Below are 24,781 nucleotides of genomic sequence, written 5' to 3'. Positions count from 1 at the left end.
AATTCCGGCTTCATTTTGCTCCATCGATACGATGCCACCTCCGACTGTGCGATAATGCACGCACGGTGATCCAATTCGCACGCCAAAAAGCAGTTTTGCCTAGATTTCCCGTCCATCAAACGATGGAACGAAGATCGCAGAAGACACCATCGGCAACTCAATCCCGAATCCACCTCCAGACGACCAGCAGCCATCATGAGTCAGACCATTAAATTGCTACTTGTCGATGACGAAGATGACTACCGACGCAGCTGTGGGAAGTTCATGGAGCGATTGGGGCACACGGTGAGATCATCCGCGAGTGGAGCCGAGGCGATGACTTTCCTTGACCGGGAAGATTTCGATGTGGCTGTGTTCGACATCGACATGCCAGGGATGAATGGCCTCGAATTGATGCAACGAGTTCAGGAAGAAGCGTTTGATGTGGAGGTTGTTTTCTTGACCGGGAAAGGAACCATCGAAGCCTGCGTTCAGGCAATGCAGATGGGAGCTTGCGATTTCCTGACCAAGCCTTGCTCCTTGGTCGATCTCGAACATCGCGTGCAATTGGCTAGTCAAAGAGGGAAACTCAAAAAGGAAAACCAACAGCTCAAAGCAATCGTGACTCGAAATCGTCCTGCCCCCAAATTGGTCGGCAATTCCGTGGCCATGAAAGACCTTTCTCGAATGATTTCAAAGGTCGCTCCCACTCGCAAGCCGGTCCTGATTGAAGGTGAGAGCGGAACTGGCAAAGAGGTGGTGGCACGCTCGGTTCAACAACAAAGCGATCTATCGGACCGGCCATTTGTGACGATCAACTGCGCGGCGCTTCCTCAGCAATTGGTCGAAAGCGAACTGTTCGGGCATCAAAAAGGTTCGTTCACGGGTGCGACGGCCGATAAACCCGGACTGTTCGAAGTGGCTGATGGTGGAACCTTGTTCATCGACGAAGTCGGAGAACTGCCGCCGGAGCTGCAACCGAAATTGCTGCGAGTCCTAGAAGACGGCTCGCTCCGCAGGATCGGGTGCCATCGAGAACGCAAAGTCAAAGTCAGACTGATCGCTGCAACCAATCGTGATCTGACCGAAGAAGTCAAAGCGGGACGGTTTCGAGAAGATCTCTTCTACCGGATCAACGTGCTGACACTCAATCTGCCTCCGCTTCGAGAACGCAAAGGCGATATCGAACTGCTGCTTCAACACTTCTTGCCTCGTGGATGGTCGTTGGATGATGAAACACTCGAGACCATGGTTCACTACCACTGGCCCGGCAACGTTCGGCAGTTGATCAACGTCATCGAGCGTGCCACGATCCTGGCCGATCAGCAGGTGATCACGATGGATGATTTGCCACGTGAGCTTGTTCACGCGAACGACTCGCTTTCATCGATGCGATTGCCCCCTGAATTTTCCGAATCCTCGCATCTCAATGGCGAATCCGTCGCAATCGATCATTGCGAGAATGGAACGTCGATCGACGCCGAGCAAGACCCGGCGTTGGGCGACAGCAATTTGAAAGTCGACGACCTCGTCAAAGCACACGTGCTCAAGGTTCTGGAGCAGCTTGGAGGAAACAAAGCCAAGACAGCTCGGCATTTGGGAATCCATCGCCGAAAGCTCTATCGCCTGCTGGAACGTTTCGAGCAGAACTTGCCATCGGAAGAAGTGTTATGAGCGAACAACAATCTCGCAACTTAACAACACTGGTTGGCGTGGATCCATCACCGCCGGCTCGCAATGCGTTGGAAGCATTGGCGATGTCATCCATTGCTCCATCTTGCAATGTCTCACTGGCAACAGTCGTCTCGGAACCGCCGCTCTACCGTGTCGATGACACAGATTTGCCGTGGATTCCGCAGGAAGTCTTCGATTCACGAATGGAAGCGGAACAAAGACGCCTGCAAGCACTGGCCGATGAACTTGGCTCCCGTTTTTCGGCTTGCGAAACGGTCGTCGCCCAAGGACATCCTGGGCGAGAGTTACTGCAACTGGCCGAGACTCAAGGTGCCGACTGGATCGTCCTTGGTTCAGTTGGCCACTCTGCGATCGCGAGGATCATGCTGGGCAGCACTTCGGACTACGTCGCCAATCGTGCTTCATGCACTTGCTTGATTCATCGTTCACCCGAGACCCCACCGGACGCGACCGAGAGTGTTTTCACACGGGTGGTCGTCGCGATCAGCAATGCTGCTTCGGATGCCTCATTGCCGGAATGGATTGAAACGCTGCGGTTGCAGCCTGGTTGTGAAGTCCACCTGCTGCATGTGATGGAAACTCATCCGGAATACGAACTGCATCTGTTGAAGAAAATTTCGGCCTACATGGAAGAGGTCCGCTCAGCGGCTTGGAAGCTGATGGAATCGACGCGGCCGAAACTGGAGTCTCTCGGCATTCATGTGCGGCCGATGCTCGTCGAGTCGGCTCACATCGGTCAAACCATTGTCGACTATGCCGATTCGCACGACTGCGACTTGATCATCGTTGGCGATCAGGACGACACGATGATCGAACGGGTCATGCTGGGGAGTGTCAGCCGCTTCGTCGTCCGGCATGCATCCCAATCCGTGCTGATTGCACGCTCGATCACTCGATCGTCCACCGCAAATAAAAACTTGCATTCGTGACGTGCAGTTCGTCACAACCTGTCCGACACCCGTGCCGCATTGGCACACATCCCATCCAATTCCGATGAAATTTGACTTGGCCTGAAGGTTGCAAACCTGTGCATTTCAGTGCGGGATGGATCATCCGGCCCGCACAACATCTTTGACCCAAACCTCCATTGATGGGAACTGTCCGATGCGAATTTTACTGGCCGTCGATTCTTCTCCCCATGCACATCAGGCCGTGGAGTTTGCATCGCATCTGCCGCTGAGAAAGCCCGTCGACTTTGACCTCGTCTCGGTCGTGGCTCCACCAATGATGGTCGACACGGGATCGATGTCCATGCCACTGGACTTCGGATCGTTTCTGGAGATTGAAACGGACCGCAACCGGGAGGCCATCTCGCATCTGGCGAACGATTTAGAATCTCAAGATCACGTTCATTCGGTGCACACTCATGTCCCGATCGGTCCGCCTACATCGGCTTTGCTGGACGTCGCGGAACAATCCAGCGCCGACCTGATTGTGCTGGGGGCCATCGGCCACTCCGCCATCGAACGAGTTCTCTTGGGGAGCGTTTCCGACTATGTCGCAACTCATGCCGATTCTAGCGCCCTGGTGGTTCGCGCCCCCAAAGAAGCGAGCGTTCAACTCGACTTGCAAAAGATCATGGTGGCATTGTCAGGCCGCCCAGAGGACGAACGCATGTTGTCGTGGTTGAAAGAGTTGAAGTTGCGTCCCAACGTGGAAATTCACCTGGTTCGCATTCTTGATCGCTTCACCTTCTATCGCCAAGACCTGCGTGAGCAAGCCTCCGACATTTGGAATTCGCAGCATGAACAAGCTCAAGCTCAGATTCTGGACTTCGAAACCAAACTGCAAGACTTAGGGCTCAATACCGAAACGCACTTGGTCGAAGCCGATCACGTTGGCGAGGCCTTGGTCGAATATTCGCGACGCCATGGCTGTGACTTGGCTGTGACCGGTGACAGTGACAGCGGACTGCTCACTCGCGTATTTCTGGGCAGCACCTCTCGGTATGTTCTTCGCCATGCGGACTGCAGCGTGCTGATCATTCGCGACAAAGAAGATCGAGCCAAGGCGCATCGTCAGATCGCAGAACAATCGATGGCAGGAACATGATCTTTGACACGCGGGCCAAAAAGGAAGACGCTCCCGACTCGAAAACGTTGGCAGCCGAACACACCCGAGAAGCGATCGGCCGACGTCTTGATGAGGGACTGAGGCCCGACTACCTGCCGGACTTTGTTTACGGTGCCATCGATGGGACGGTCACAACGTTCGCCGTTGTGTCCGGTGTGGCGGGGGCGAGCTTGTCACCTTCGATCGTGATCGTCCTGGGTTTGGCGAACTTGGTGGGCGACGGCTTCAGCATGGCGGCCAGCAACTTCTCGGGCACGCGAGTCGAACGTCAACAATTTGAAAAGATGCGAGCTCGCGAAGAACACGAGATCGACACCTATCCATCCGGGGAAAGAGAAGAGATTCGCCAGATCATGAATCGCAAGGGATTCGAAGGCGATGATCTGGAACGAGCGGTCACGATCATTACCCAAGACAAAGAGCGTTGGGTACGCGTGATGTTGACCGACGAACTTGGACTGAGTCTGTCCGCGAAATCGCCGTTGGTGGCTGCCGCAACGACGTTTGTCGCGTTTCTGATCCTTGGATTCCTACCCTTGTTCCCGTTCGTTTTCGCCGCGATCACGGGCGGCGTTGGCGACACGTTGGATCACGGCACCTATCTGCAAAGCACGATCCTGACTGCCGCGGCATTCTTTCTTGTGGGAGCAGTCAAGTCGCGATTCATCGCCCAGTCATGGCTGTTCTCAGGCCTAGAAACGTTGGCCCTGGGAGGCTCGGCTGCCGCAATCGCGTACTTCATTGGCAAAGCGATCAGCAACTGGGTTTGACCAACGTTCCTTCAACAGTCTGCTGGCTTCCTTTCACTGCCGTTGCACCGCCGACGTTGTTTCCGAACGCTTCAGGCCTTCAATCATGCGATTGCGAGTGATCCAGACGCTGCATGGCACATGACGCAGCACGTACTGCGAAGTACTTCCCAACAAGAACCTGCTGAACTGCGAACGAGGTGTTTCACCAAGCACGACCAGATTGATGTCGTGCGACTCGACGAATCGGGTGATGCCTTCACCGTAGTGAACATCTTCCAAGAAGTGAGTGGTCACGTGATCGGACACTTCTTCCAGCTGCTCTTTCGCATGGGACAGCTCGTCCTTGTAGTACTGCACGCATTTCGAATCGGCGTACATTTCGTTCAAGCAGTTCGCCACCAGAACCACATTCAATTCCGTCTGCCCACGCCAAGGACTTTCCATCAGTTCCTCCAGGGCAGCTTGGCAGGGACCAGTGCCCTCGTAGCCCAAGCACACTTTCAGCGGAGCCGATTTCTGAGGCAACATTTGTGACCGAACCACCAAGACGCTGCAGGGAGCATGCGTGGCAACAAAATCGCTTGTACTGCCCAGTAGCATTCGACTGATCTGCGAATGCCCGGTTGCACCCACCACCACCAAATCTGCTTTGATGTCCTTGGCTTTTTGCACAATGGATTCACCGACCGCTCCTTCAATCAGTTCCGTCTTCACGTGAACGTTCGCACCATCAAATATGCCTGCGATACGCTGAAGACTGGCCTGTGTAGTCAAGCAATCCTGCTCATACGCTTTTTCGACCAGTTCGTTGGTCGAATAGCTTGCGTGAACAAATCTTCGATGCACGACCGAAACCAAAGTCAGCTCGACGGGATCGAAATGGGGTAAGCGTGCGAGAAACTTGGCAGCTTCCTCGGATGGTCTCGAACCATCAACTGCTAGCAAAACATTGCGCATGACATCAACTCCTCGTTTTCAAAAGCGATCCCAACTGACGGATAGCAACGCTTGATCGCTCGCAGCGGTGATCCAGCTTCAGAATTGCAATCTTGATGCCAAAGCGAACAACCCGGTTTTTCACCAATCAATGGTTCAGATGTGAGCGACTTGTCACACCACTGTCCGGCTCTGTCACAGATCTGGAACGTCAATTGCTCGTTGATGGGGACGTCCATTTTTAAAACGAATCACATCACCAGAAGCGGAGTCCCCCATGTCAAACCGAATGAAATTCAACGATCAACTCACCGTCGGCCCACAACCAAGCCAGGACGAACTGAAGTCATTGCCTGACGAAGGTTTTCGCTCCGTCATCAACTTCCGGACCGAAGGAGAAGACGAGCAGCCAATGTCTCCGGATGCGGAAGGCGAACTCGTCCAATCCACCGGATTGAAGTACTTGCATGTCCCGGTCTCGATGGACGGAATGGATGAAAACAAGGTTGATCAGTTTCGAGAGCAATACGAGTCTCTGCCGAAACCGACCTTTGCTCACTGCAAAAGCGGCAAGCGGGCCGGAGCGATGATGATGATGCACACCGCGGTGGAACAAGGCATCTCGGGCGAACAAGCACTCGAGAAAGCCAAAGAGATGGGCTTCGAATGCGACAAACCCGAGCTGGAACAATTCGTGAAGCAATACGTCAACAACCGCACCCAAGCTGCCGCGAATTAATCCCTTGGGAACTCGAACCGCGGTCGCTCATTTGCGGCAACGGAACCCAGCGAGGTTCCACGACGAACCTCGCTGGACCGATTCCACTGACACTTTTTTCCAGACATCCAGGTGAGTCCGATGACCATGATTTTTGAGAGCATTCAAACGGGAGGAATCTCGCAACTGTCCTACTTGATCGGCGATGACAGCACCGGAACCGCGGCGGTCATCGACCCACAACCCAACGTCGAGACTTACGTCCGTCTCAGCCGTCAACACGGCGTCGCAATCACGCACATCTTTGAGACCCACATCCACGCGGACTTCATGAGCGGTTCGCGCGAACTGCAGTCCAGAGTCGGCAACGCAAAGATTTTCGCGAGCGGCGAAGGCGATGCCAGCTACGGATTCGACGTTCAAAAAATCAAGGACGGAGATTCGTTTGAATTCGGATCCACAAAGATCACCGCCCGACACACGCCTGGTCACACCCCCGAACATTTGTCGTACGAGCTGGCTGATTCCGATTCGCCAAACGAACCATGGGGTGTGCTCAGTGGTGACTCGCTCTTCGTCGGATCCGCTGGCCGTCCGGATTTGCTGTGGGAAGAGGAAACCGAAGAACTCACCAAGCAACTGTTCTCAACGCTTCGTGATTATTACTTAAAACTCGCCGATGACGTCATCGTTTACCCATGTCATGGTGCCGGTTCGGCGTGTGGAGCCAGCATCGGTGAACGACCGATGACGACCATTGGCCAGGAACGGAAAAGCAATGCGTTCTTGCAGCACGAAGACTTCGACGAGTTCGCAAAGTTCGTCACCGAGGGTGCCCCGCCGGTGCCCCAGCACTATCCGATTCTGAAGAAGATCAATGCCGAGGGTCCCGATCTGATTGGTCACGCCCCCGTCGTTCCGGGCCTGCCTCCGAAGCCATTCCAAGAAGCCATTCAGACTGGCCAAGCACAACTCGTCGACACACGTCAAATGCTCGCGTTTGGTGGAGGCCACATCGAGGGTGCAATCAACTTGGGTGACCGACCTGAACTATCGGTCTGGGCCGGCGACATGCTCGACTACGATCGGCCAATCCTGCTCGTCGTGGATGACGAAACCCAATTGGACTGGGTCGCGTGGCATTTTGCGGTCGTCGGATTGCATCGCTTCGAAGGCTATCTCGTCGGTGGTATGAAAGCCTGGGACAATGCTGGACTGCCGTTGTCGACCACGCCACAACTCACCGTTCACGATCTGAACGAACACCAGAGTGAGTTTCAGATCCTCGACGTTCGTGCGTCTTCCGAGTTCGAATCCAATCGAATTTCAGGAGCGAAACACCACTACGTTGCTGACATGAGAGATGGCGTCAACGGCGAGTTGGACCTGAACCGAGACGAGCCCGTCGCGGTTTATTGCGGCAGTGGGTACAGAGCGAGCATCGCTGCGAGCGTGTTGCAACGAAACGGTTTCCAGCGAGTTCACAATGTGCCCGGCAGCATGAGTGCCTGGAAAAACGCGGGCTACTCTGTCGAGAAATAGCCAGCGACGTTCCGTTTCCATCTCCCAGACGTCAACCGGCCGTTGCATCTCATTCGCGAGCGAGCAGCACCAAGATGCAACTGCCGTCGTCGATCACGGTTAGCCCCGCCTCCCGTGCTGCCTGGCTGGCTTCCTCATGCTCCGCACCGGGTTGCATCCACAGGTGCTTCACGCCCGCTTCGATCGCGTCCGCGACCACTTTGCGAGTCACCTCGGGCGGGGTGATGATCGAAACCGCCTCGGGCACCGTCGGCAAATCCTGAATCCGCGGGTACGCCTGATGCCCCTCGATTTCTTCCGTGATCGGATTGAGAGGGTACGCGTTTCGTCCAGATCCGATCAGGGCCCGGAAGACCTTGTTGCCATACTTGTGCTGGCGAGCAGAAGCCCCCGCGACGGCGTAGGTCGGAGCGGAAAGGAACATGGAAATGGCATCGCTCATGATGAGACCTCAGATGGTGTTTAAAACAGTCTGGATGATGGACCAGCGAACTTCAGGAAACGTCATCCGAAATTAGAAAAACGATTTCGGTGAGGTACTTCTTCGGGTTGCCTTTGAAAATCATGCCGGGTCCTTTGTGGTAAATCTCCCGCGTCGGCACGTCATAGTTCAATGACTGTGCTTTCGCGTGCTTCATGATCTTTTCGTAGGACCGACCGATCTCCTCGTAGGGTCCTAAATGCATCAACGACAGGACTCGTCCGCCAGGCAATTCTTTGACGGTGATTTCGTCGTTCGACTCGCCTCCTTTGACCGGCATGCACGCCTCGAAATCAGCGTCCCCTTCTTTGTATTCGGTGTCGTGGTGCAACAACATGGGTTTGCCATTGATGAATCGCCCCAGTCGCCGGCCAATTTTCGCGAATCCTTTGCCGCATTCGCTGTAGGCTCCTTTCATGCGAATGCTTGCGATCAAACAAGGGTCGACGTTCTTTTCCTCGACGGCATAGTTGGTCTGGCTCATCGTTTTGGTTGCCTCGGTTTCATGGACAATGATTTGATCGAGCAACCCGGCAATGCCACGATCTTTTTTCATCCGCTCTTTGATCACAGCCCGTTGGGACTTCAAGCGTTCGACGATGTCGGCGTCGTCACTGTGGTTGCTCAATATCTCTCGAACATCAGCCACGGAGAAATCCAACTCACGAAGCTGTGCAATCACCCGCGCGGTGTCGATCTGTGATTCCGAGTAGTAACGGTACCCGCTCCCAGCTTCGACACGACTTGGCGTCAAAACACCTTGCTCGTGATAAAACCGGAGTGACTTGATCGTCAGCCCGGTCACCTTGGAAAATTCGCCTATGCTGAACATGTCCGCCATCCTACGGCCTCCTCCAACGGGAGAGTCAAACGCCAAATCTGGACTTTTTTCAGGTTCATCCAGTTCGTCGATCCGCCAACAATGTATCCCCTCGCTCACGACCGTTTGGTTGGCACTTCGCCTCGTTAGGAAACACGCATGGTTTGGCTGTCCAAACAATTTGTTCGCTGGCTCAATTGGATCGCTCCATTCGTCAGGCGAAGCCGAGTCGAAGATATCTCGACCAAGGAACTGCGAGGCTTGCTAGAACGGGATGACGAGTCATTCGTCCTGGTGGATGTCCGTTCACAATCCGAGCGAGATGTTTCTCAAATCCCCGGTGCCATTTCGATGGACGAATTTTGGTCGCAGCGGGACGAACTCAAAAACCGAACGGTGATTGCGTCCTGCACCGTCGGAGGTCGAAGCTTGCTTTTCGCTCAACGATGCCTCCACAACGGAATTCAAGCTCGCAACTATCGACCGGGGATACTGGGATGGTGCGAGGCCGGCGGCGAGCTCGTCGATCCGCAGGGGCAGACCACGCGACGAGTCCATACGCATAATAAGCTCCTCCGCGCACCGGATGGTTACGAGAGCGTGCCGTAGAGTCACACATCAACATAGAAACTGAGCAGATAAGCACACCCGCATCGCAAGTGTCCGATCACATCGTATAGAGACCAATGAAGTTCTGACAACAAAGCACAATTTGGTCATCCAAAAGGTGCACACGCACGTGCAAGTTGTTACATTCCACCCCACCAAGCGAGTCATCTCTGACCTGGCTTGGGTCACGCGAAAGGAATGGATCATCATGCGATCTGCCACCGGCGATCCATCGGAACCGATGCCGATCAAGAACTCCGCGAAAACCCGGAATTCAAAAGCAACGTTTGCCTTTTGTTTGGTACTGGGACTGCTCGCCGGTATCGGCACGTTCACTTTCGGTTACGGCAAAGGTGCCAGCTACCTGAGCAACAAACCCGAGACGTGCGTCAATTGTCACGTGATGCAATCGCACTTTGATTCTTGGCAGCAGAGTTCTCACCACCATGTTGCCGTTTGCAACGATTGCCACCTGCCGCACGACAAAATCGGCAAGTGGGTCGTCAAAGGCGACAATGGATTCTTCCACTCCTTGGCATTCACCTTGGGTGGCTATTCCGATCCGATCGAAATCAAACCACGCAACCGCCGAGTCACTCAGAGCACTTGCGTGGACTGCCATCGTGATTTTGTGCATGCGTTGTTGCCGGCGACCTCGCAAGGTGACATGCAGAACTGCGTCCATTGCCATGCCGACGTTGGCCATGCGGGCCACGGCAAAGTGGACTGGATGCATCCGCGTTGACACCGTTCTTGGTGTCGACCTCGTTCTTTGACGTTCTTCCTATTCGACCTCTTCTTTCAATCTTCGTTCGCAAAGGTTTGTCATGTCCGATCAGCAACCACGCAGCTTCGGATGGCTGATTCTATTGACCGCACTGACCGCTTTCGCAACGTTCGGCGTTGTCGCGTTGCTGGTCAACATCTTTGAACGCAAGCAAGAGGCCAGGGCTCCGTTCACCAAGGTGGTCGACGTCACTGAAATCAGCACCGACCCAGAACCCTGGGGCCTGAACTTCCCGCAGCAATACGAGGACTACCTGAAAACGGTCAACGACGATTACACCGACTTCGGCGGCAACCACGCTCTGCCACCCAGCAAGCTGGAAGAATCGCCTTGGCTGAAACGATTGTTTGCTGGCTATGCCTTCAGCATCGATTATCGCGAAGCACGCGGTCACGCTCACATGTTGGCTGACCAAGAAGTCACCAAGCGAGTGACCGACGTTCAACAATCCGGTGCTTGCTTGCATTGCCACGCGTCCATCGCCGCCACGTACCGACGAATCGGATTGGAAGAACAAGGCAAACCGGCCGACGCGAAATCACTGGCCGATGGCTTTCAACAGGAGGCGGTCTTGGCCGGCTTCCGATCGGTCAGCACCAAGAAGTACGAAGAAATTCATGCGGAAATCGAAAAGACTCCCGATGGATTTGACGCCGCCAGCGGCGATCCCCATGTCGGTGGTGCCCATCCGGTTTCATGCGTGGATTGCCACGACCCCGAGACGATGTCGATTCGAGTCACTCGCCCCGGATTCATCTTGGGCATCGACAAACTTGCCAAGAGCGACGCTGAAGTTCCACACCTGCCCAGCATCCAGTCCTGGCGTGATAGCGGCAAGAAAGGCGACTACGACCCGAACACAATGGCGACTCGCCAGGAAATGCGATCGTTTGTCTGCGGCCAGTGCCATGTCGAGTACTACTGTGCGAACAAGATGACGTTGACTTACCCCTGGAGCAACGGGCTGAAGATGGAAAACCTCGAGGCCGAATGGGACGCTACCACGTTCCCCGATGGCGGAGAGTTCTACGACTACGTTCACAAAACCACCGGCACCAAAGTCTACAAAGCTCAACACCCTGAGTTCGAACTTTGGAGCCAAGGCATTCACGCTCGAGCCGGCGTCAGTTGCAGCGATTGCCACATGCCGTTCGAAAAGGTCGGTGCGACCAAGGTCAGCAGTCACTGGGTTCGCAGCCCGATGATGAACATCAACAAGGCCTGCCAAACCTGCCACAAGGTTCCCGAGGCCGAAATCAAAGCTCGCGTCGATGTGATCCAAGACCGAACGCGAGCCCTGATCGATCGCGCTGCCAACGCGATGACCGAAATGCTGGACGCGATCATCGAAGTCCAAGAAGCCGGTGCAACCGAAGAACAACTCAAACCGATTCGTGACTTGCAACGCAAAGCGATGTGGCGTCTGGACTACATTGCCAGCGAAAACAGCAAGGGATTCCATGCCAGCCAAGAGTCCGCACGAATTCTGGGCGAATCAATCGACTACAGCCGACAAGCGATCGCGAAGGCGTACCGGATTGATGTGAAACCAGCGGCTTCCGAAGACGCGAGTCCAGAAGACTCCGAATCGCCGACGGACGAATAGTCCGCAGTAGAGTGCTTGGAAGACGGCTGGCCTTCGCGCCGGTCCTTTCCCCTTGATGAGTCTGCACCGCATGGCCGATCATGAGCATCCAAGATGCCCACAGCCATGCACGTTTCCTTTTGACGCAGACGATTCGCCCACCGATGAAATCATTCTCGATGCTTGCCGTTCTGGCGATTTCGTTGGTGTTCGCTCCAAGCACCAGGACTTGTCTCGCCGACGGGCCCCCTGCCGTTCGAATGCAGGCATCTGCCTCGTCCGTTGCCATGGCTCGCAAGCGAATCGCTAACGCAATAGTTTCCATCCGCCGATTCGCATTGGAACTTTGCTTGGCCAACATGTCTTTTTGGAAATTGTGATGTCGAAGGTTTTCGTGGCCGGAGGAACCGGTCAAACAGGTCATTTATTGATTCAGCAACTGCTCAAACGCGGGCACCACGTGGTGACTGTGGTTCGATCTATCTCGCGCCTTCGTGAAATGCTGGGCGATTTCGACGAAGCCGCCTGCACGGTCACCGAGGGAAATCTGCTCGATCTTACCGACCAGCAACTGATCGCTCAGGTCGACGGTTGCCATGCCATCGCATCGTGCTTGGGTCACAACCTGACAATGAAAGGCATGTACGGCCAACCGCGCCGGTTGGTCACGAATGCGGCCGAACGGTTGTGCAAGGCGGCTCAGAAATCCTCCGCCCCCAAGCCGGTTCGCTTCGTGCTGATGAGCTCGTCGGGAGTCAAAAATCATCGTTTGAACGAAACACATTCGATTGCAGAACGATGCGCGTTCGCATTGCTGCGAACGTTGGTTCCACCTCACGTCGACAACGAACGAGCGACTGAGTTTCTGCAAACTCAAATCGAAGAAGGTGACCCCGACATTGAATGGTCCATCATTCGTCCGGACTCGCTGCACGATGCGGACGAAGTCACCGAATACGACCTTGAACCTTCGCCGGTTCGCAGCCCGCTTTTCAACTCTGGAAAATCAAGCCGTATCAATGTCGCTCACCTAATGGCCGAGTTGATCTCCGACGACGAAACATGGAACCGCTGGAAAGGCAAAACACCGGTGCTCTACAACCGGGATTGAATGATCCCGCCCGGGCGTCTCAGATATTCACACAGCTTGCTCCAACTCGACCGCCCTCGTACTCCATTCTCAACTCGACCGCAACATGACCAAGATCTATCACAACCCAAGATGCACGAAGTCACGTCAGGCTTTGCAACTGCTGGAGGAACGTGGTGTCGAACCAGAAGTCATCAAGTACTTGGACACGCCGCCGACGAAGAAAGAACTCGCCGAGATCGTGAAGTTACTGGGCATCCCCGCGAAAGACTTGGTCCGCAAGAAAGAAGCGTTGTTCAAAGAACTGAACTTGGGTGAGCAAACGCTGACCGACCAACAGTGGATCGCCACGATGGTGGAGAACCCCAAGTTGATCGAACGTCCGATCGTGATCCACAACGGAAAAGCCGCGATTGGCCGTCCAACGGAAAAGATCACTGAGATTCTCGAAGCCTGATCGAGATCGACTGATGCGATCAGGATAGGATAGCGGTATCCGCGATCGTTTCTCCCCGAAGGCACTTTCCATGACTTTCCGATCTCGCGTTGCCGCGACGAGTGCTTTGATTTGGATCGGCGGAGTGGCGTTGGCTGGCCAACCTGCGTGGTCGCAGGACGCCGCGCGTTCGATCCAACGTGGATTGCAATATGTTCAGCAGGCCGGTGAACGGTGGATTGAAAAGCGTGGGTGTGTTTCATGCCATCAAATCCCGACGCTGATTTGGAGTCACGAAGCCGCTCGGCGAACCGATTCGATCGCCGTTTCCGACCAGCTCGATGACTGGGAACGCTGGTCCACCGATGTCGTCAACTTTGTCAAACCGGAGCAAAAGGCGAATCTGGACCAGTCGGCGACGATGGCAGCGAACATCGACACGATGACGCAACTATTGCTGGCGATCCCTCGAACGAATGCATCCTCTGCTCCGGGCGGCACCGATTGGCGATTGCGTTTTGCAGAGAAGCTTCTTGAAGAACAATCCGCCGACGGATCGTGGCGTGCGTGCGGACAACTTCCTGCTCAGCGCCGACCGACGAAAGAGACCACGGCGACAACGACGGCTTGGACGGCGCTCGCCTTGATGAGAGAGCCCGTTGAGTTTGAACCCTCCACCGCGATTCAGTTCGTCGACTCCATCGATCGGCCCGAATCAACGGAATTCTTGGCCACTCGATTGTTACTAGCTCATGAGATGAATCGCCGCTTGTCGAAACAATCACTGCCTCCGTCATCCAGTCAACGATGGCGATCCGCTTTGTTGGATCACCAAAATGATGATGGTGGATGGGGATGGAAATTGGCGGACACCAGCGACGCGCTGGGCACCGGATACGCCCTGCACGCTCTGGCAATGACAGGCGCGGATTCAAATGTTTTGGATCGTGCGGTGAAGTACCTCGTCGCAACTCAAGAACCCAGTGGGCGTTGGAAAGTGCCCGGCACGAAAGCATCGGCGAAAGGCAAAGCGACGCCAACCGCGAATGACTGGGGCAGTGCGTGGGCGGTCATCGCTTTGTCGACAAACGCAAAACAGTCAACGAGCGTGAAACACGGCCAATAGCCACCAAGATATGTAACAAGTCCTGGATTGGTCTGGCTTTCGGGTCGCCGAATCTCGTAGCTCGGACCTCATGTTCATGGTTCGACTAGCGAGGTTTCTCCCCGCCCGGTGGCTCATTGCGTTGCTGCTGATCGGTGTCGGCTGCGCCAACCCAGACAACACATGGACGTTTCGTTCACAAACGCCGCCACCGTTCTCTGCTCCCGGTGAAGTGATTCCTCCAGATCGCTGGTGGACAACATTCAACGACCCCACGCTCAACGCAGAAATCGAGGTCGCCCTACAAGGCAACTTCACTCTCGCCGCTGCCCTGCAACGTTTGTATGCGGCCCGGGCTGTCACACGGCGTGAAGCCTCGGATCTTTGGCCCGACCTGAATGGCGTTGCAGATTATGGCAGCACCATGGGTCCCGGAAACGACCGCTCCAGTTTCATATGGGGATTGGATGCGGGATACCAAGTCGACTTGTGGGGCGAAATCGAATCTCGCGTCGATGCGGAACGATTGAGAACTTCCGCCACGCGAGAAGACTACCACGCGATCGCATTGACGCTGTCGGCCGAGATTGCTCGAACTTGGTTTTCGCTGATCGAAGGTCACGCCCAGATCGAATTGCTCAACGAACAGCTCGATAACAATGAAATGGGTTTGGCGTTGCAAGAGGCTCGCTTTGCCTCGGGGTTGATCCGCAGCCCCGACGTGCTTCGTCAACGACAATTGGTCGAAGCCACCCTGGAACAAATGGTGGTCGAAAAGGCCCGCATCGAAGTGTTGGAACACCAGCTCGCAGTGTTGCTCGGCGAAATGCCCCAGATTGCGGAGTACGATCCCGGATCGGAACTACCACCCCTGCCGGCACTGCCATCCACCGGCCTCCCGTCGGAATTGCTCAAACGCCGTCCCGACGTTCGCCGCGATTATCTGGCTTTCCGAGCTGCGGACCGAGACTTGGCCTCCGCCATCAGCGCTCAGTACCCGCGCATCAACCTCACCGGGTCGCTGTTGAACGTGTCGGAATCGCCCGAAACGTTATTCCGAGATTGGTTTGTTTCGATCGGTGCACAGATGATCGCCCCTCTGTTTGACGGTGGGCAACGTCGAGCCGAAGTCGATCGAAACGCCGCCGTCAAACGCGAATTGTTCAATGTTTATGGGCAAACCATGCTGAATGCTTTCAGCGAAGTCGAAGACGCGTTGGCCCAAGAACGCTACCAGCTCGAACGGATCGAGCACTTGGAAAACCAAGTCGAGCTGGCACGCCAATCGTCCGAGCAGTTGCGAGAGCAATATCTGATCAGCGATGCGACCTACTTGGACGTGCTCAGTGCAATCACCGCTCAGCAAAGATTGCAGCGCGAACTGCTTTCCGCTCAATTAGACTTGGTGCTCATTCGCATCTCGCTGTACTTGGCGTTGGCTGGCGATTTTGACACCCGTCCACAAGACTTTGAACTATTGGAATCCACCGTGGAAATCATCCCGGAGACAGTTGTCGATGAATGATGCGTCGAAACAGCGGCCCAAATGGCGCTGGCTTCGCATCCTCGGTACGATCATCACTTGCTTGGCAATTTTGGGAGCATCCGCCGCCGCGGTGGTTGTGATCAACCAAACCGAACCCACCGCCCAGCAGGTCAACGCCACGCGAAAATCGTCGGCTTTGGTGAACACCATCACCGCGGAACGTGGCAGCTTTTCGCCTCAATTGGTGGTGCTCGGAACCGTCGAACCAGCCCAAGACATCACGCTCGGCCCCCGTATCAGCGGCCAAGTGGTTGAGCTCTCGCCTGAATTCATTCCCGGTGGCATGGTTCGCAAAGGCGATATGCTGCTGCGAATCGACCCGGCCGACTTCGAAAACGCGATCTCGATCAGTAACAGTGAATTGCTGCAGAAAGAAGCGTTGTGGGAAATCGAACAGGCACGCCAGCGATTGGCAGTGAAAGAGCTGGAAATGCTGGAGGGAACGATCGACGACACCAACCGAGGCCTGGTGCTGAGAGAACCTCAGATCGCTTCGATCAAAGCCGAAATGGCGGCCGCGAAGGCATCGCTCGAACGAGCCGAACTGGACCTCAACCGAACCGAAGTGACCTCGCCCTTTGACGCCCAAATCCTGACGCAATCGGTCAACATCGGATCACAGGTGGGACCGGGCGAAGAGCTCGCGCGTCTGATCGGCGTGGATGAGTACTGGATCATGGCCGCTGTTCCCGTTCGTACACTGCGATGGGTTCAGTTCCCCGAGACGCAAGACGATGGCTCATCAACCGAAGGATCCAAAGTCATTCTGCGAAACCCGGACGCTTGGGGACCAGACGCTGAACGAGAAGGCCGGGTCGCTCGCTTGATTGGAACACTTGATCAACAAACACGGTTGGCACGCGTTCTGATCACCGTTGCGGATCCACTTGGCCGCGAATCGGATGCACCCCCGTTGATTCTGGACACGCTCATCGAAACGCAAATCGAAGGCATCGAGATCCAAGACGTGATTCGCCTTCCCCGTGAATACGTTCGCGATCAAGAAACCGTGTGGGTGATGGCTGACGAACAATTGGAAATTCGCGAAACGCAAGTCGTTTTTCGCGACGCCGAGTACGCCTACATTCGCGAAGGACTCGAAGAAGGCGAAGACATCGTGACCACGACGCTGGCGACCGTGGCCAATGGCGTTGGACTGCGGAAGATCACGGCCGACGAGGCCACGTCGGAAGTTGACGCTGACGAAACCGAGGAGACAACCGAGTGACATCGTTGTCGAAGATGGTTCCCGAGGGTGGCCCCATCGCATGGATGGCTCGCAATGCGATTGCGGCCAACCTGCTGATGTTGCTGCTGCTTGGTGGTGGCATCTGGTCAGCGTTTGCAATTCAAAAAGAAGTCTTCCCGCAGTTCCAACTCGACATCATCGAAGTCACGATTGGATACCCGGGTGCCGCGCCGGAAGAAGTTGAACAAGGCATCCTGCGTCCGATCGAGGAAGCCGTTCGTGGCGTCGAAGGGATCCGTGAACTCACCAGTGAGGCTCGAGAGGGACGCGGCGAAGTCCTGATCGAATTGGTCGGCGGCGAAAACCGCATGAAAGTCCTGCAGGATGTCGACCAAGCGGTCAACCGGATCCGCACGTTCCCGGACCAAATCGAACAACCCGAGGTTCGACTGCAATCTCGCCAGCAAGAAGTCATGCAGGTTGCGATCTATGGCCCAATTGATATTTGGGCCCTCCGAAAGCTTGCCGAACAACTTCGTGACCAACTGCAATCCAAAGAGCAAATCACACAAGTCGAACTACGCCGTGTTCCGGCATACGTGACGCATGTTGAAATCCCACGTCAACGACTGCGTGAATACGGTCTGACTCTTCCCGACGTGGCCCAAATCATTCGCACGTCCAGCCAAGATGTGGCGGCGGGGTCAGTCCAAACAACGGCCGGCGAAATTTTGCTTCGCGTCAAAGCTCGCAAGCAGTGGGCTGAAGAGTTCGCCGGCATCGAGATCGTGGCGGGGCGTGATGGTCCCATGGTGACTCTCGGCGACATCGCCACACTTCGAGACGGGTTCGAAGACGTTGGATTTCACTCGCAATTCAGCCAGACGCCGTCGGTCGAACTGGACATCTATCGCGTCGGTTCTCAGTCACCGATGGATGTGGCCGAAGCGGTCCACGAAACGATGGAAGAGTTCGAAACCGCTCTGCCGCCGGGGGTGAAGTGGCGAATCGACAGCAACAACGCGGAAGAGTTTCGCCGACGACTCATGCTGGTCGCTGAGAACGCTGCGATGGCGGTTGTCATTGTCCTGGTGATCCTGTCGTTGTTCCTCGAATTCCGACTGGCGTTTTGGGTGATGATGGGAATGGCGGTTTCTTTCATCGGCGGCGTGCTGCTGTTGCCCGCCGCCGGCGTCAGCATCAACATGATTTCGTTGTTTGGCTTTCTCGTCGTGCTTGGAATCGTGGTCGATGACGCGGTGGTTGTTGGCGAAAACGTTTACGAAAAACGACAAAGTCTCCAAGATCACGAAAACGCCGCTGTGGAGGGTACGAAAGAGGTTTCCGGCCCGGTCACATTCAGCATCCTGACGAACATCGTCGCGTTTGTTCCGCTGCTATTTATTCCAGGCGAAACGGGCAAATTCTGGGGTCCATTGCCGGTCGTCGTGATCATCGTGCTCGCGCTGTCGCTGGTTGAGTCCCTGTTCATTCTTCCGGCTCACTTGGCCCACGCTCGTGAGGCGGGTCGCAATCCCAAGAGCATTGGGGCTCGACTGCATCGTGGTCAACAACGATTCAGCCAAAGTTTCAACCGAGTGGTTGAGTTCTTCTATCGCCCCGTCCTGATCGTCAGTCTTCGTCATCGATATATCACGGCTTCCTTGGCGTTCGCCTTGTTCGTTGTGATCGGCGGCTACGCGACGAGTGCTCACATGGGGCTGATTCTGATGCCCGAAGTGTCGGCCGATGAGATTGAAGCCGGGGTTCGAATGCCCGTCGGCACGACCCAGGATCAAGCGGCGAAAATTGCTGACACGGTGACGCAGGCCAGCATCAAGATGTTCGAAGAACACAACCTGTACGAGGTCGCCGAGGGCATCAAGACAAACGTTCGCGGGCAAAGTTTCATCGACGTGGAGATCGTGATGAAACCGCCGGACCAGCGAGATATGACCGCCAACGAAGTCATCGATTTGTGGCGAGAACACATCGGTGATTTGCCGGGTGTCAATCAAGTCACGTTCGAAGCCGAACGAGGCCCGGGTGGCCATCGTCGCGACATCAGCATTGATCTCAGCCACAGCGACATCACGGTGTTGGAACAAGCAGCCACCTCATTCGTTGAGCGTGTTCAGCTGTATTCCAATGCTCGCGATGTCAACGACAATTACAACAAAGGCAAGACGCAATACGACTTCCGTCTTCGTCCCGAGGGCCGATCGCTTGGTCTGACTGATGAGGAACTTGGCGAACAACTGCGAGGTGCTTTCTTCGGCTCGTTGGCATTGCGTTTGATTCGCGGAACGAACGAAACCGAGGTCCGTGTCAAACTCCCGGAGGAACAACGGGAGGACATTCACAACCTTGAGGACTTGATCATTCGAACACCCAGCGGTGCCGAGGTGCCACTGTTGGATGTCGCCGATGTGGAAGAGACACTCGCCTTTCGATCCATCAATCGTCGTGACGGTCGGCGTGCGATCAATGTCTCAATGGATGTTGAACCCAAACGTGCCGCGACACAGGTCATTGAGGCACTGAAAAACTCGGAACTCCCCAAACTTCGCGAAGACTTCCCAGGAATCACCTGGAGCTTTGAGGGCAGCGACGCTGAGATGCGGCAGGCAACCCAGTCCCTTTGGGGATCCTTTGGCCTGGCTCTTGCCGTGATTTATTCACTGCTCGCGATCGCGTTCCGGGACTATGTGCAACCGCTGATCGTTCTGGTGGCGATCCCGTTCGGCGTGGTCGGTGCCATCATCGGTCACATCATGCTCGGCTACGATTTGTCGTTGGTCAGCTTGATGGGAGTAATCGCCCTGTCGGGTGTCGTGATCAATGACTCGTTGATCATGATCGACTACGCCAACCGTCATCGAGAAAAACAATCTGCGTTTGACGCCATTTCACAAGCCGGCCTGCGACGCTTTCGACCGATCTTGCTGACAACGCTGACAACGTTCGGCGGATTGATGCCGCTGATTTTTGAGGACTCGCTGCAAGCTCAGTACATCATCCCGATGGCGATCTCACTCGGATTTGGAATCCTGTTCGCGACCGCGATCATTTTGGTACTGGTGCCGTGCCTCTATCTGATCCTCGAGGACATCCAAAAGACGTTCATCGCGTAAACAGAGTGACGGCAACGAACGCCACCTCACTCAATCGCGATCCAAGATGATTCGGTAACGTGCGTCGCCACTGCGAAGGCGATCGAATGCGTCGTTGACTTTGCTCATCGGATAGTGCTCGGTCACGGGAGCAATCTGGTGGCGAGCTGCGAAGTCAAGCATTGTTCGAATGACAGCCGGCGGCCCCACTGGTGACGCCCCGAGTGACAGCTGGTTGAACAGCATATGTGGCAACAAACCAATCTCCATCGGCTCGGTCAACGCACCGACCATGTGCAAACGCCCATGCGTTTTAAGCGTCCCCAACACGGCGTTCCAGTCCAGCGGAACGTTGATGGTGGAAATCACCAAATCGAAACGCAGATCGGTGTTCTTGATAGCGTCCACATCACGAGAATTGATCGTGTGGTGAGCGCCCATCTCCAACGCTTCTTCCTGCTTTGATTCGGAAGTGAACGCGGTGACTTCGCATCCCCAAGCGTTCGCGAATTTGAGAGCGAGGTGACCGAGTCCACCGATTCCGATCACACCGACCGATGACGTGGGAGAGAGACCAAGTTGCATGAACGGATTGAAAACCGTGACGCCACCGCATAGCAGAGGTCCCGCTTCTTTCGCGTTCAACGGATCAGGAATCTTCACCACACTGGCCGATTGGGCTCGCACGGTGTCAGCGAATCCGCCGTGGCGTCCACCGATCGTTGCTTGAGCATCGTTGCAGAGGTTGTGATCGCCGCTCATGCATTGATCACACGCCATGCAATAGCCGGCGTGCCATCCCAACCCGACACGATCGCCAACGGACAAGTGAGACACGTGATCGCCGATGGAGGAAACCTTGCCGATCACCTCATGTCCGGGGACCAGCGGATACTCGCTCATCTCCCAGTCGTTGTCGACCATGCTGATGTCACTATGACAAATGCCGCATGATTCGACATCGATGTCGACCTCGTCGGAACCGATGTCATCGAGTTCATACTCGAACTCTTCAAAAGTTCCTTTGGATTCTTTGACGGCGTAGGCATGGACGGTTTTCATGAGAAGCTCATTTAGATTTGGATTGAATTGCTGAACGAGGCAGCGTTGCTCGAACGAGGAACTCTCGCCCGCTTAATTGAAGAAGCGGCGCTGCTCGACGAAGCCTTGTGCAACCTCTATTCAGCGGTGCAAGACTCAGGCTGTTTGGATTCAGCTTGATAGGTTGGGAAGTCGGTGTAGCCTTCGGCATCGTGCGAATACCAAACGGACATGTCCGCGGTGTCCGCCAAGGGCCATCCGTTTTTGAAACGCTGCACCAGGTCGGGATTGCTGATGTAAGGCCTGCCGAACGCAATCAAGTCAGCCGAACCATCGACCAAAGCTTCTTCCGCCGACTCTCGCGAATAGCCAACGTTGCCCATCAACGGACCGCTAAACACCTTTCGGAAATCCGCGAGCGTCATCGCGGGTCCGAGTTCATGGAAACCAAACCCGGTTCCATCCATGACGTGCAAGTACGCGAGGCCATATGCATCAAGTTGACGTGCGACATAGGTGAACTGCTCGACGTATTCAGGTGATCCCATGTCGTTGAACGAACCGTTGGGCGCCAGTCGCAAGCCAACACGATCGTTGGACCAAACGCTTGTGACTGCATCAACAACCTCACCTAATAAACGGTAGCGATTCTCAATGCTGCCGCCGTACTGATCTTCTCGATGGTTGGATTTGGACTGCAAGAATTCGTCCAACAGATAGCCGTTTGCCGAATGAACTTCCACACCATCGAAGCCAGCCGACTTCGCGCGTTCGGCCGCCTTGCGATAGTCCTCTACGATCGCGGGCAGTTCATTGGTTTCGAGAGCACGCGGGACTTCGTACGGTTTCTTTCCGGAGGGTGTGTGCACTCCATCGCCTTCAATCGCAATCGCCGAGGGAGCGACCGGCAAATCGCCATCATGAAAGTCACTGTGCGAAGCCCGACCGGTGTGCCACAACTGCAAGAAGATTCGTCCGCCGGCTTCGTGAACCGAATCCACCACGATCTTCCATCGTTCTGCCATCTCGTCGTTGTAGATCCCCGGTGATTGAGGCCACCCGATGCCTTGTCCGGACACCACGGTCGCTTCGCTGATGATCAAACCAGCTGAGGCTCTTTGAGTGTAGTACTCAGCCATCATCTCATTGGCCAGGCGTTCCACCCCGGCGCGTGCCCTCGTCAAGGGAGCCATCACGACTCGGTTGGGCAACGTAAGACCGCCAACCTTGAGCGGCTGAAACAAAGTGGATTGAGAAGATTGGGATTCGGGATTGTTCATCGTATGGGAGCCGTTTGCGGTTGATTTCATTCTGTAGTCGCGGTTCACCTGAGTTGGTCGCCGCTCTTCAAAGCGTCGAACTGTAGATGACCGGCTACACCATCGCTCCGCAAAGCATGCGCCCTAAACGCACGCAACTCCCGTTGCAGCAATGATTTCAGATACCAACGCTATCCGTCCACCGATCACAACGCCGACCGAAGTCGGTGCGAAGGAGGCACGTTTAATGGACAGAGGGTCCCGGATGAGGCGGTAAGCACCGCAAGCATTCGGACTTCCGCAGCGATCATGAAGAATGAACGCGGTTGAGACTCAGACCAACGACATTGCGTAGAGCATTTCTCTGGCGACCTGTTGGCAGCGCTGGTCGTAGACTTCCGCTTCCCGTGGTGTGTCATCGGACACCTTTGGGTCCTCGTATCGGATTGGCAACCGCAGGTCACACCCCGGCACGAACGGGCAAGCTTCGTCTGCACTGGAGCAGGTCATCACAGCCGCAAACTTCGCGGTCGGATTGGGTGAGTCGCTGTAGATTTTTGAAAAGCAAACCAGCGGCTCAGATCGCTCGGCATAGCGGACCGCGTAAGTTGGATTGGTCTCGTCTGCCGTCTTCACGTCAACCTGAAGTCCGGTTCGGGTCAACGCCGAAACGATGCGGCGATTCATCGCCGTCTTCTCGGTCCCACCTGAAAAAGTCCGAACGCGATCCAATCCAAACAAATCAGCCGCCACCTTGGCCCAAATTTGTGCGAGGTGACTGCGACGTGAGTTGTGAGTGCAAATGAAGGTCAACTGAACCGGATCCGACTTCTGCAATTCGTCGCGAACGTACCCCGCCAATTGCTTCAGTTCGTCTTTGCGATCCTCGGAAATCTGGTCCGCCTCGCCCCGACGATTCTGAACAAACGTTTCCAAAGTCGGAAACAGTCGAATGGTTTGCAACTCACTCATGAACACTCTCGTGGATTGGCGAAGGACCGACGTGCATTCAAGTGTTGGTCGCAAGCGAAAGAAACCAGCACCGAAAACCACACGTCGACCGTCAACGATATTCAGACGTCATCCTGGCGTAAACCAGACGCTCGCGAATCCACGGGTGTTGGACAACAAAATCAAGCCAAAGCTTTTTCGAACAGCGAGAGCATACGGCCCCAAGCCTTCTCTGCTTGCTCCGGATTGTGGACACGCGTGTCGGGCGGGCACCAACCGTGCCCGGCGGGATACACCTCGATTTCGGCATCCAATTTGGCTTCGTCGAAGGACTCCTTCAAAACCGTCTTGGCATCCGGGTCTCGCTGATCATCGTTCTCTGCGATCGCGATCAGGAGATCTGCTTCCATCTTCGGAATCAATCGATGCGGGCTGTCATCCCCATCCGATACCAATCCTCCGCCATGAAACGTCGCTGCTGCTCCGATTCGATTCGGAACGGCCGCCGCAGTCCGGAAGACGATCGGTCCGCCCATGCAGTAACCCGTCGTGCCAATTTGCTTGTCCGTATCGACCTGAGATTGCTGGTCCAACCAAGCCACAAACGCTTTCGCATCGGTGGTGTGAGTCTCAGGAGTCAGCGAACGAGCCAACGGTCGCACGTCGGAAATGGATGTGTTGGCACCATCAGCGGCGGTGGGAGCTTTTTGTTGACGATAGAACGGATTGACCACCAACACGCTGTATCCCGATTCGGCCAAACGTTTCCCCATCTGCCGAAACGCGGGACGCAAACCAAAGATATCCGGCCAAATCAGGACAGCCGCATGCGTTCCGGAGGAAGGCGTGACAAAGTACGCGTCGCATTTGCCATCGGGTGTTTCGATGACCACGTCTTGTTCACTGACTTCCGCGGCGTTGGCAACTCGCGGGAGCATCATCGCGGCGCCGATTCCCGCTGCGGCCAAGGTGCCAATGTCACGCCGCGAGTACTTCTTCAGATCTTCTTCGAAATGATCCTGATCACACATATTCAGTTCAACCGTTTGGTGGGGCAATAGAAAGACAGTCGTA

The 24,781-nt window shown here is 55.3% G+C and carries 22 protein-coding genes; 15 read left to right on the top strand and 7 right to left on the bottom strand.

Annotated elements, in window-relative coordinates; genetic code table 11:
- Nucleotides 1–195: 195 nt before the first annotated feature.
- From CEE69_RS18620 to CEE69_RS18605, 4 genes are all read left to right on the top strand, one after another.
- Complete coding sequence (locus tag CEE69_RS18620) at nt 196–1,653, top strand: sigma-54-dependent transcriptional regulator (RefSeq protein ID WP_099262109.1); 1,458 nt, start codon at nt 196–198, stop codon at nt 1,651–1,653.
- The gene (locus CEE69_RS18615; protein WP_099262108.1) at nt 1,650–2,603 is read left to right on the top strand and encodes a universal stress protein; all 954 of its coding nucleotides are present in this window, start codon (nt 1,650–1,652) and stop codon (nt 2,601–2,603) included. Before CEE69_RS18620 ends, CEE69_RS18615 begins: the two co-directional genes overlap by 4 nt.
- A gap of 175 nt (nt 2,604–2,778) precedes the next feature.
- Entirely contained in the window at nt 2,779–3,726 is a 948-nt protein-coding gene (locus CEE69_RS18610) for a universal stress protein (RefSeq protein WP_099262107.1), read from the top strand.
- A complete protein-coding gene (locus CEE69_RS18605) occupies nt 3,723–4,517 on the top strand; it encodes a VIT1/CCC1 transporter family protein (protein WP_099262106.1) in 795 nt (264 codons plus the stop codon). Before CEE69_RS18610 ends, CEE69_RS18605 begins: the two co-directional genes overlap by 4 nt.
- Nucleotides 4,518–4,550: 33 nt before the next feature.
- On the opposite strand, the gene CEE69_RS18600 is transcribed toward CEE69_RS18605, so the two are convergent.
- Nucleotides 4,551–5,456, bottom strand: a complete 906-nt coding sequence (locus CEE69_RS18600) for a universal stress protein (RefSeq protein WP_099262105.1) — start codon at nt 5,454–5,456, stop codon at nt 4,551–4,553.
- Between the two features lie 256 nt (nt 5,457–5,712).
- Between CEE69_RS18600 and CEE69_RS18590 the strand changes: the two genes are divergently transcribed.
- Nucleotides 5,713–6,174 (top strand): beta-lactamase hydrolase domain-containing protein, encoded by a 462-nt coding sequence (locus CEE69_RS18590; protein WP_099262103.1) that lies wholly within the window; start codon nt 5,713–5,715, stop codon nt 6,172–6,174.
- 126 nt (nt 6,175–6,300) lie between these two features.
- Nucleotides 6,301–7,695, top strand: a complete 1,395-nt coding sequence (locus tag CEE69_RS18580) for an MBL fold metallo-hydrolase (RefSeq protein WP_099262101.1) — start codon at nt 6,301–6,303, stop codon at nt 7,693–7,695.
- Nucleotides 7,696–7,744: 49 nt separating this feature from the next.
- On the opposite strand, the gene CEE69_RS18575 is transcribed toward CEE69_RS18580, so the two are convergent.
- Both CEE69_RS18575 and CEE69_RS18570 read right to left on the bottom strand, forming a co-directional pair.
- Nucleotides 7,745–8,137: a CoA-binding protein gene (locus CEE69_RS18575; protein WP_099262100.1), complete on the bottom strand. Its 393-nt coding sequence runs from the start codon at nt 8,135–8,137 to the stop codon at nt 7,745–7,747.
- A 52-nt stretch (nt 8,138–8,189) separates the two neighbouring features.
- Complete coding sequence (locus CEE69_RS18570; protein ID WP_233215376.1) at nt 8,190–9,008, bottom strand: MerR family transcriptional regulator; 819 nt, start codon at nt 9,006–9,008, stop codon at nt 8,190–8,192.
- Between the two features lie 147 nt (nt 9,009–9,155).
- Here CEE69_RS18570 and CEE69_RS18565 point away from each other — a divergent pair, with 147 nt between their 5' ends.
- The 9 genes from CEE69_RS18565 to CEE69_RS18520 all read left to right on the top strand — a co-directional run bounded on the left by CEE69_RS18565 (nt 9,156) and on the right by CEE69_RS18520 (nt 20,477).
- Nucleotides 9,156–9,605: a rhodanese-like domain-containing protein gene (locus tag CEE69_RS18565; protein WP_099262099.1), complete on the top strand. Its 450-nt coding sequence runs from the start codon at nt 9,156–9,158 to the stop codon at nt 9,603–9,605.
- Nucleotides 9,606–9,813: 208 nt separating this feature from the next.
- A complete protein-coding gene (gene nrfH / locus CEE69_RS18560) occupies nt 9,814–10,350 on the top strand; it encodes a cytochrome c nitrite reductase small subunit (protein ID WP_037249878.1) in 537 nt (178 codons plus the stop codon).
- 82 nt (nt 10,351–10,432) lie between these two features.
- Entirely contained in the window at nt 10,433–11,998 is a 1,566-nt protein-coding gene (locus tag CEE69_RS18555; protein ID WP_099262098.1) for an ammonia-forming cytochrome c nitrite reductase subunit c552, read from the top strand.
- Nucleotides 11,999–12,356: 358 nt separating this feature from the next.
- Nucleotides 12,357–13,088 (top strand): NAD(P)-dependent oxidoreductase, encoded by a 732-nt coding sequence (locus CEE69_RS18545; RefSeq protein WP_199169904.1) that lies wholly within the window; start codon nt 12,357–12,359, stop codon nt 13,086–13,088.
- Between the two features lie 85 nt (nt 13,089–13,173).
- Nucleotides 13,174–13,524 (top strand): arsenate reductase (glutaredoxin), encoded by a 351-nt coding sequence (arsC, locus tag CEE69_RS18540; protein ID WP_099262096.1) that lies wholly within the window; start codon nt 13,174–13,176, stop codon nt 13,522–13,524.
- Nucleotides 13,525–13,594: 70 nt separating this feature from the next.
- Nucleotides 13,595–14,629, top strand: a complete 1,035-nt coding sequence (locus tag CEE69_RS18535) for a prenyltransferase/squalene oxidase repeat-containing protein (RefSeq protein ID WP_099262095.1) — start codon at nt 13,595–13,597, stop codon at nt 14,627–14,629.
- Between the two features lie 76 nt (nt 14,630–14,705).
- Complete coding sequence (locus tag CEE69_RS18530; protein ID WP_099262183.1) at nt 14,706–16,133, top strand: TolC family protein; 1,428 nt, start codon at nt 14,706–14,708, stop codon at nt 16,131–16,133.
- The gene (locus CEE69_RS18525) at nt 16,126–17,382 is read left to right on the top strand and encodes an efflux RND transporter periplasmic adaptor subunit (protein WP_099262094.1); all 1,257 of its coding nucleotides are present in this window, start codon (nt 16,126–16,128) and stop codon (nt 17,380–17,382) included. Before CEE69_RS18530 ends, CEE69_RS18525 begins: the two co-directional genes overlap by 8 nt.
- Nucleotides 17,379–20,477, top strand: coding sequence for an efflux RND transporter permease subunit (locus CEE69_RS18520; protein ID WP_099262093.1), 3,099 nt, complete (start codon nt 17,379–17,381; stop codon nt 20,475–20,477). The genes CEE69_RS18525 and CEE69_RS18520 overlap by 4 nt, the downstream gene beginning before the upstream one ends.
- 30 nt (nt 20,478–20,507) lie before the next feature.
- On the opposite strand, the gene ahr is transcribed toward CEE69_RS18520, so the two are convergent.
- The 4 genes from ahr to CEE69_RS18500 all read right to left on the bottom strand — a co-directional run bounded on the left by ahr (nt 20,508) and on the right by CEE69_RS18500 (nt 24,738).
- Nucleotides 20,508–21,518 (bottom strand): NADPH-dependent aldehyde reductase Ahr, encoded by a 1,011-nt coding sequence (ahr, locus tag CEE69_RS18515; RefSeq protein WP_099262092.1) that lies wholly within the window; start codon nt 21,516–21,518, stop codon nt 20,508–20,510.
- A 116-nt stretch (nt 21,519–21,634) separates the two neighbouring features.
- Nucleotides 21,635–22,777, bottom strand: coding sequence for an alkene reductase (locus tag CEE69_RS18510; RefSeq protein ID WP_099262091.1), 1,143 nt, complete (start codon nt 22,775–22,777; stop codon nt 21,635–21,637).
- 312 nt (nt 22,778–23,089) lie between these two features.
- Nucleotides 23,090–23,734: an arsenate-mycothiol transferase ArsC gene (locus tag CEE69_RS18505; protein ID WP_099262182.1), complete on the bottom strand. Its 645-nt coding sequence runs from the start codon at nt 23,732–23,734 to the stop codon at nt 23,090–23,092.
- Between the two features lie 155 nt (nt 23,735–23,889).
- Nucleotides 23,890–24,738: a dienelactone hydrolase family protein gene (locus CEE69_RS18500; protein ID WP_099262090.1), complete on the bottom strand. Its 849-nt coding sequence runs from the start codon at nt 24,736–24,738 to the stop codon at nt 23,890–23,892.
- Between the last annotated feature and the right edge of the window lie 43 nt (nt 24,739–24,781).

The sequence above is a fragment of the Rhodopirellula bahusiensis genome (assembly GCF_002727185.1).
In the GTDB taxonomy this organism is placed as follows: domain Bacteria; phylum Planctomycetota; class Planctomycetia; order Pirellulales; family Pirellulaceae; genus Rhodopirellula; species Rhodopirellula bahusiensis.
The sequence above is the reverse complement of the archived record's forward strand: the minus strand, read 5'-3'. Positions and strand labels throughout refer to the sequence as shown.

Bases quoted from the DNA above. Each gene is read 5' to 3' on its own strand.
- ahr (WP_099262092.1), bottom strand. From the start codon at position 21,518: ATGAAAACCGTCCATGCCTACGCCGTCAAAGAATCCAAAGGAACTTTT.
- CEE69_RS18545 (WP_199169904.1), top strand. From the start codon at position 12,357: ATGTCGAAGGTTTTCGTGGCCGGAGGAACCGGTCAAACAGGTCATTTA.
- CEE69_RS18570 (WP_233215376.1), bottom strand. From the start codon at position 9,008: ATGTTCAGCATAGGCGAATTTTCCAAGGTGACCGGGCTGACGATCAAG.
- CEE69_RS18590 (WP_099262103.1), top strand. From the start codon at position 5,713: ATGTCAAACCGAATGAAATTCAACGATCAACTCACCGTCGGCCCACAA.
- CEE69_RS18610 (WP_099262107.1), top strand. From the start codon at position 2,779: ATGCGAATTTTACTGGCCGTCGATTCTTCTCCCCATGCACATCAGGCC.
- CEE69_RS18535 (WP_099262095.1), top strand. From the start codon at position 13,595: ATGACTTTCCGATCTCGCGTTGCCGCGACGAGTGCTTTGATTTGGATC.
- CEE69_RS18530 (WP_099262183.1), top strand. From the start codon at position 14,706: ATGGTTCGACTAGCGAGGTTTCTCCCCGCCCGGTGGCTCATTGCGTTG.
- CEE69_RS18615 (WP_099262108.1), top strand. From the start codon at position 1,650: ATGAGCGAACAACAATCTCGCAACTTAACAACACTGGTTGGCGTGGAT.
- CEE69_RS18565 (WP_099262099.1), top strand. From the start codon at position 9,156: ATGGTTTGGCTGTCCAAACAATTTGTTCGCTGGCTCAATTGGATCGCT.
- arsC (WP_099262096.1), top strand. From the start codon at position 13,174: ATGACCAAGATCTATCACAACCCAAGATGCACGAAGTCACGTCAGGCT.
- CEE69_RS18510 (WP_099262091.1), bottom strand. From the start codon at position 22,777: ATGAACAATCCCGAATCCCAATCTTCTCAATCCACTTTGTTTCAGCCG.
- CEE69_RS18580 (WP_099262101.1), top strand. From the start codon at position 6,301: ATGATTTTTGAGAGCATTCAAACGGGAGGAATCTCGCAACTGTCCTAC.
- nrfH (WP_037249878.1), top strand. From the start codon at position 9,814: ATGCGATCTGCCACCGGCGATCCATCGGAACCGATGCCGATCAAGAAC.
- CEE69_RS18500 (WP_099262090.1), bottom strand. From the start codon at position 24,738: ATGTGTGATCAGGATCATTTCGAAGAAGATCTGAAGAAGTACTCGCGG.
- CEE69_RS18575 (WP_099262100.1), bottom strand. From the start codon at position 8,137: ATGAGCGATGCCATTTCCATGTTCCTTTCCGCTCCGACCTACGCCGTC.
- CEE69_RS18525 (WP_099262094.1), top strand. From the start codon at position 16,126: ATGAATGATGCGTCGAAACAGCGGCCCAAATGGCGCTGGCTTCGCATC.
- CEE69_RS18620 (WP_099262109.1), top strand. From the start codon at position 196: ATGAGTCAGACCATTAAATTGCTACTTGTCGATGACGAAGATGACTAC.
- CEE69_RS18600 (WP_099262105.1), bottom strand. From the start codon at position 5,456: ATGCGCAATGTTTTGCTAGCAGTTGATGGTTCGAGACCATCCGAGGAA.
- CEE69_RS18555 (WP_099262098.1), top strand. From the start codon at position 10,433: ATGTCCGATCAGCAACCACGCAGCTTCGGATGGCTGATTCTATTGACC.
- CEE69_RS18605 (WP_099262106.1), top strand. From the start codon at position 3,723: ATGATCTTTGACACGCGGGCCAAAAAGGAAGACGCTCCCGACTCGAAA.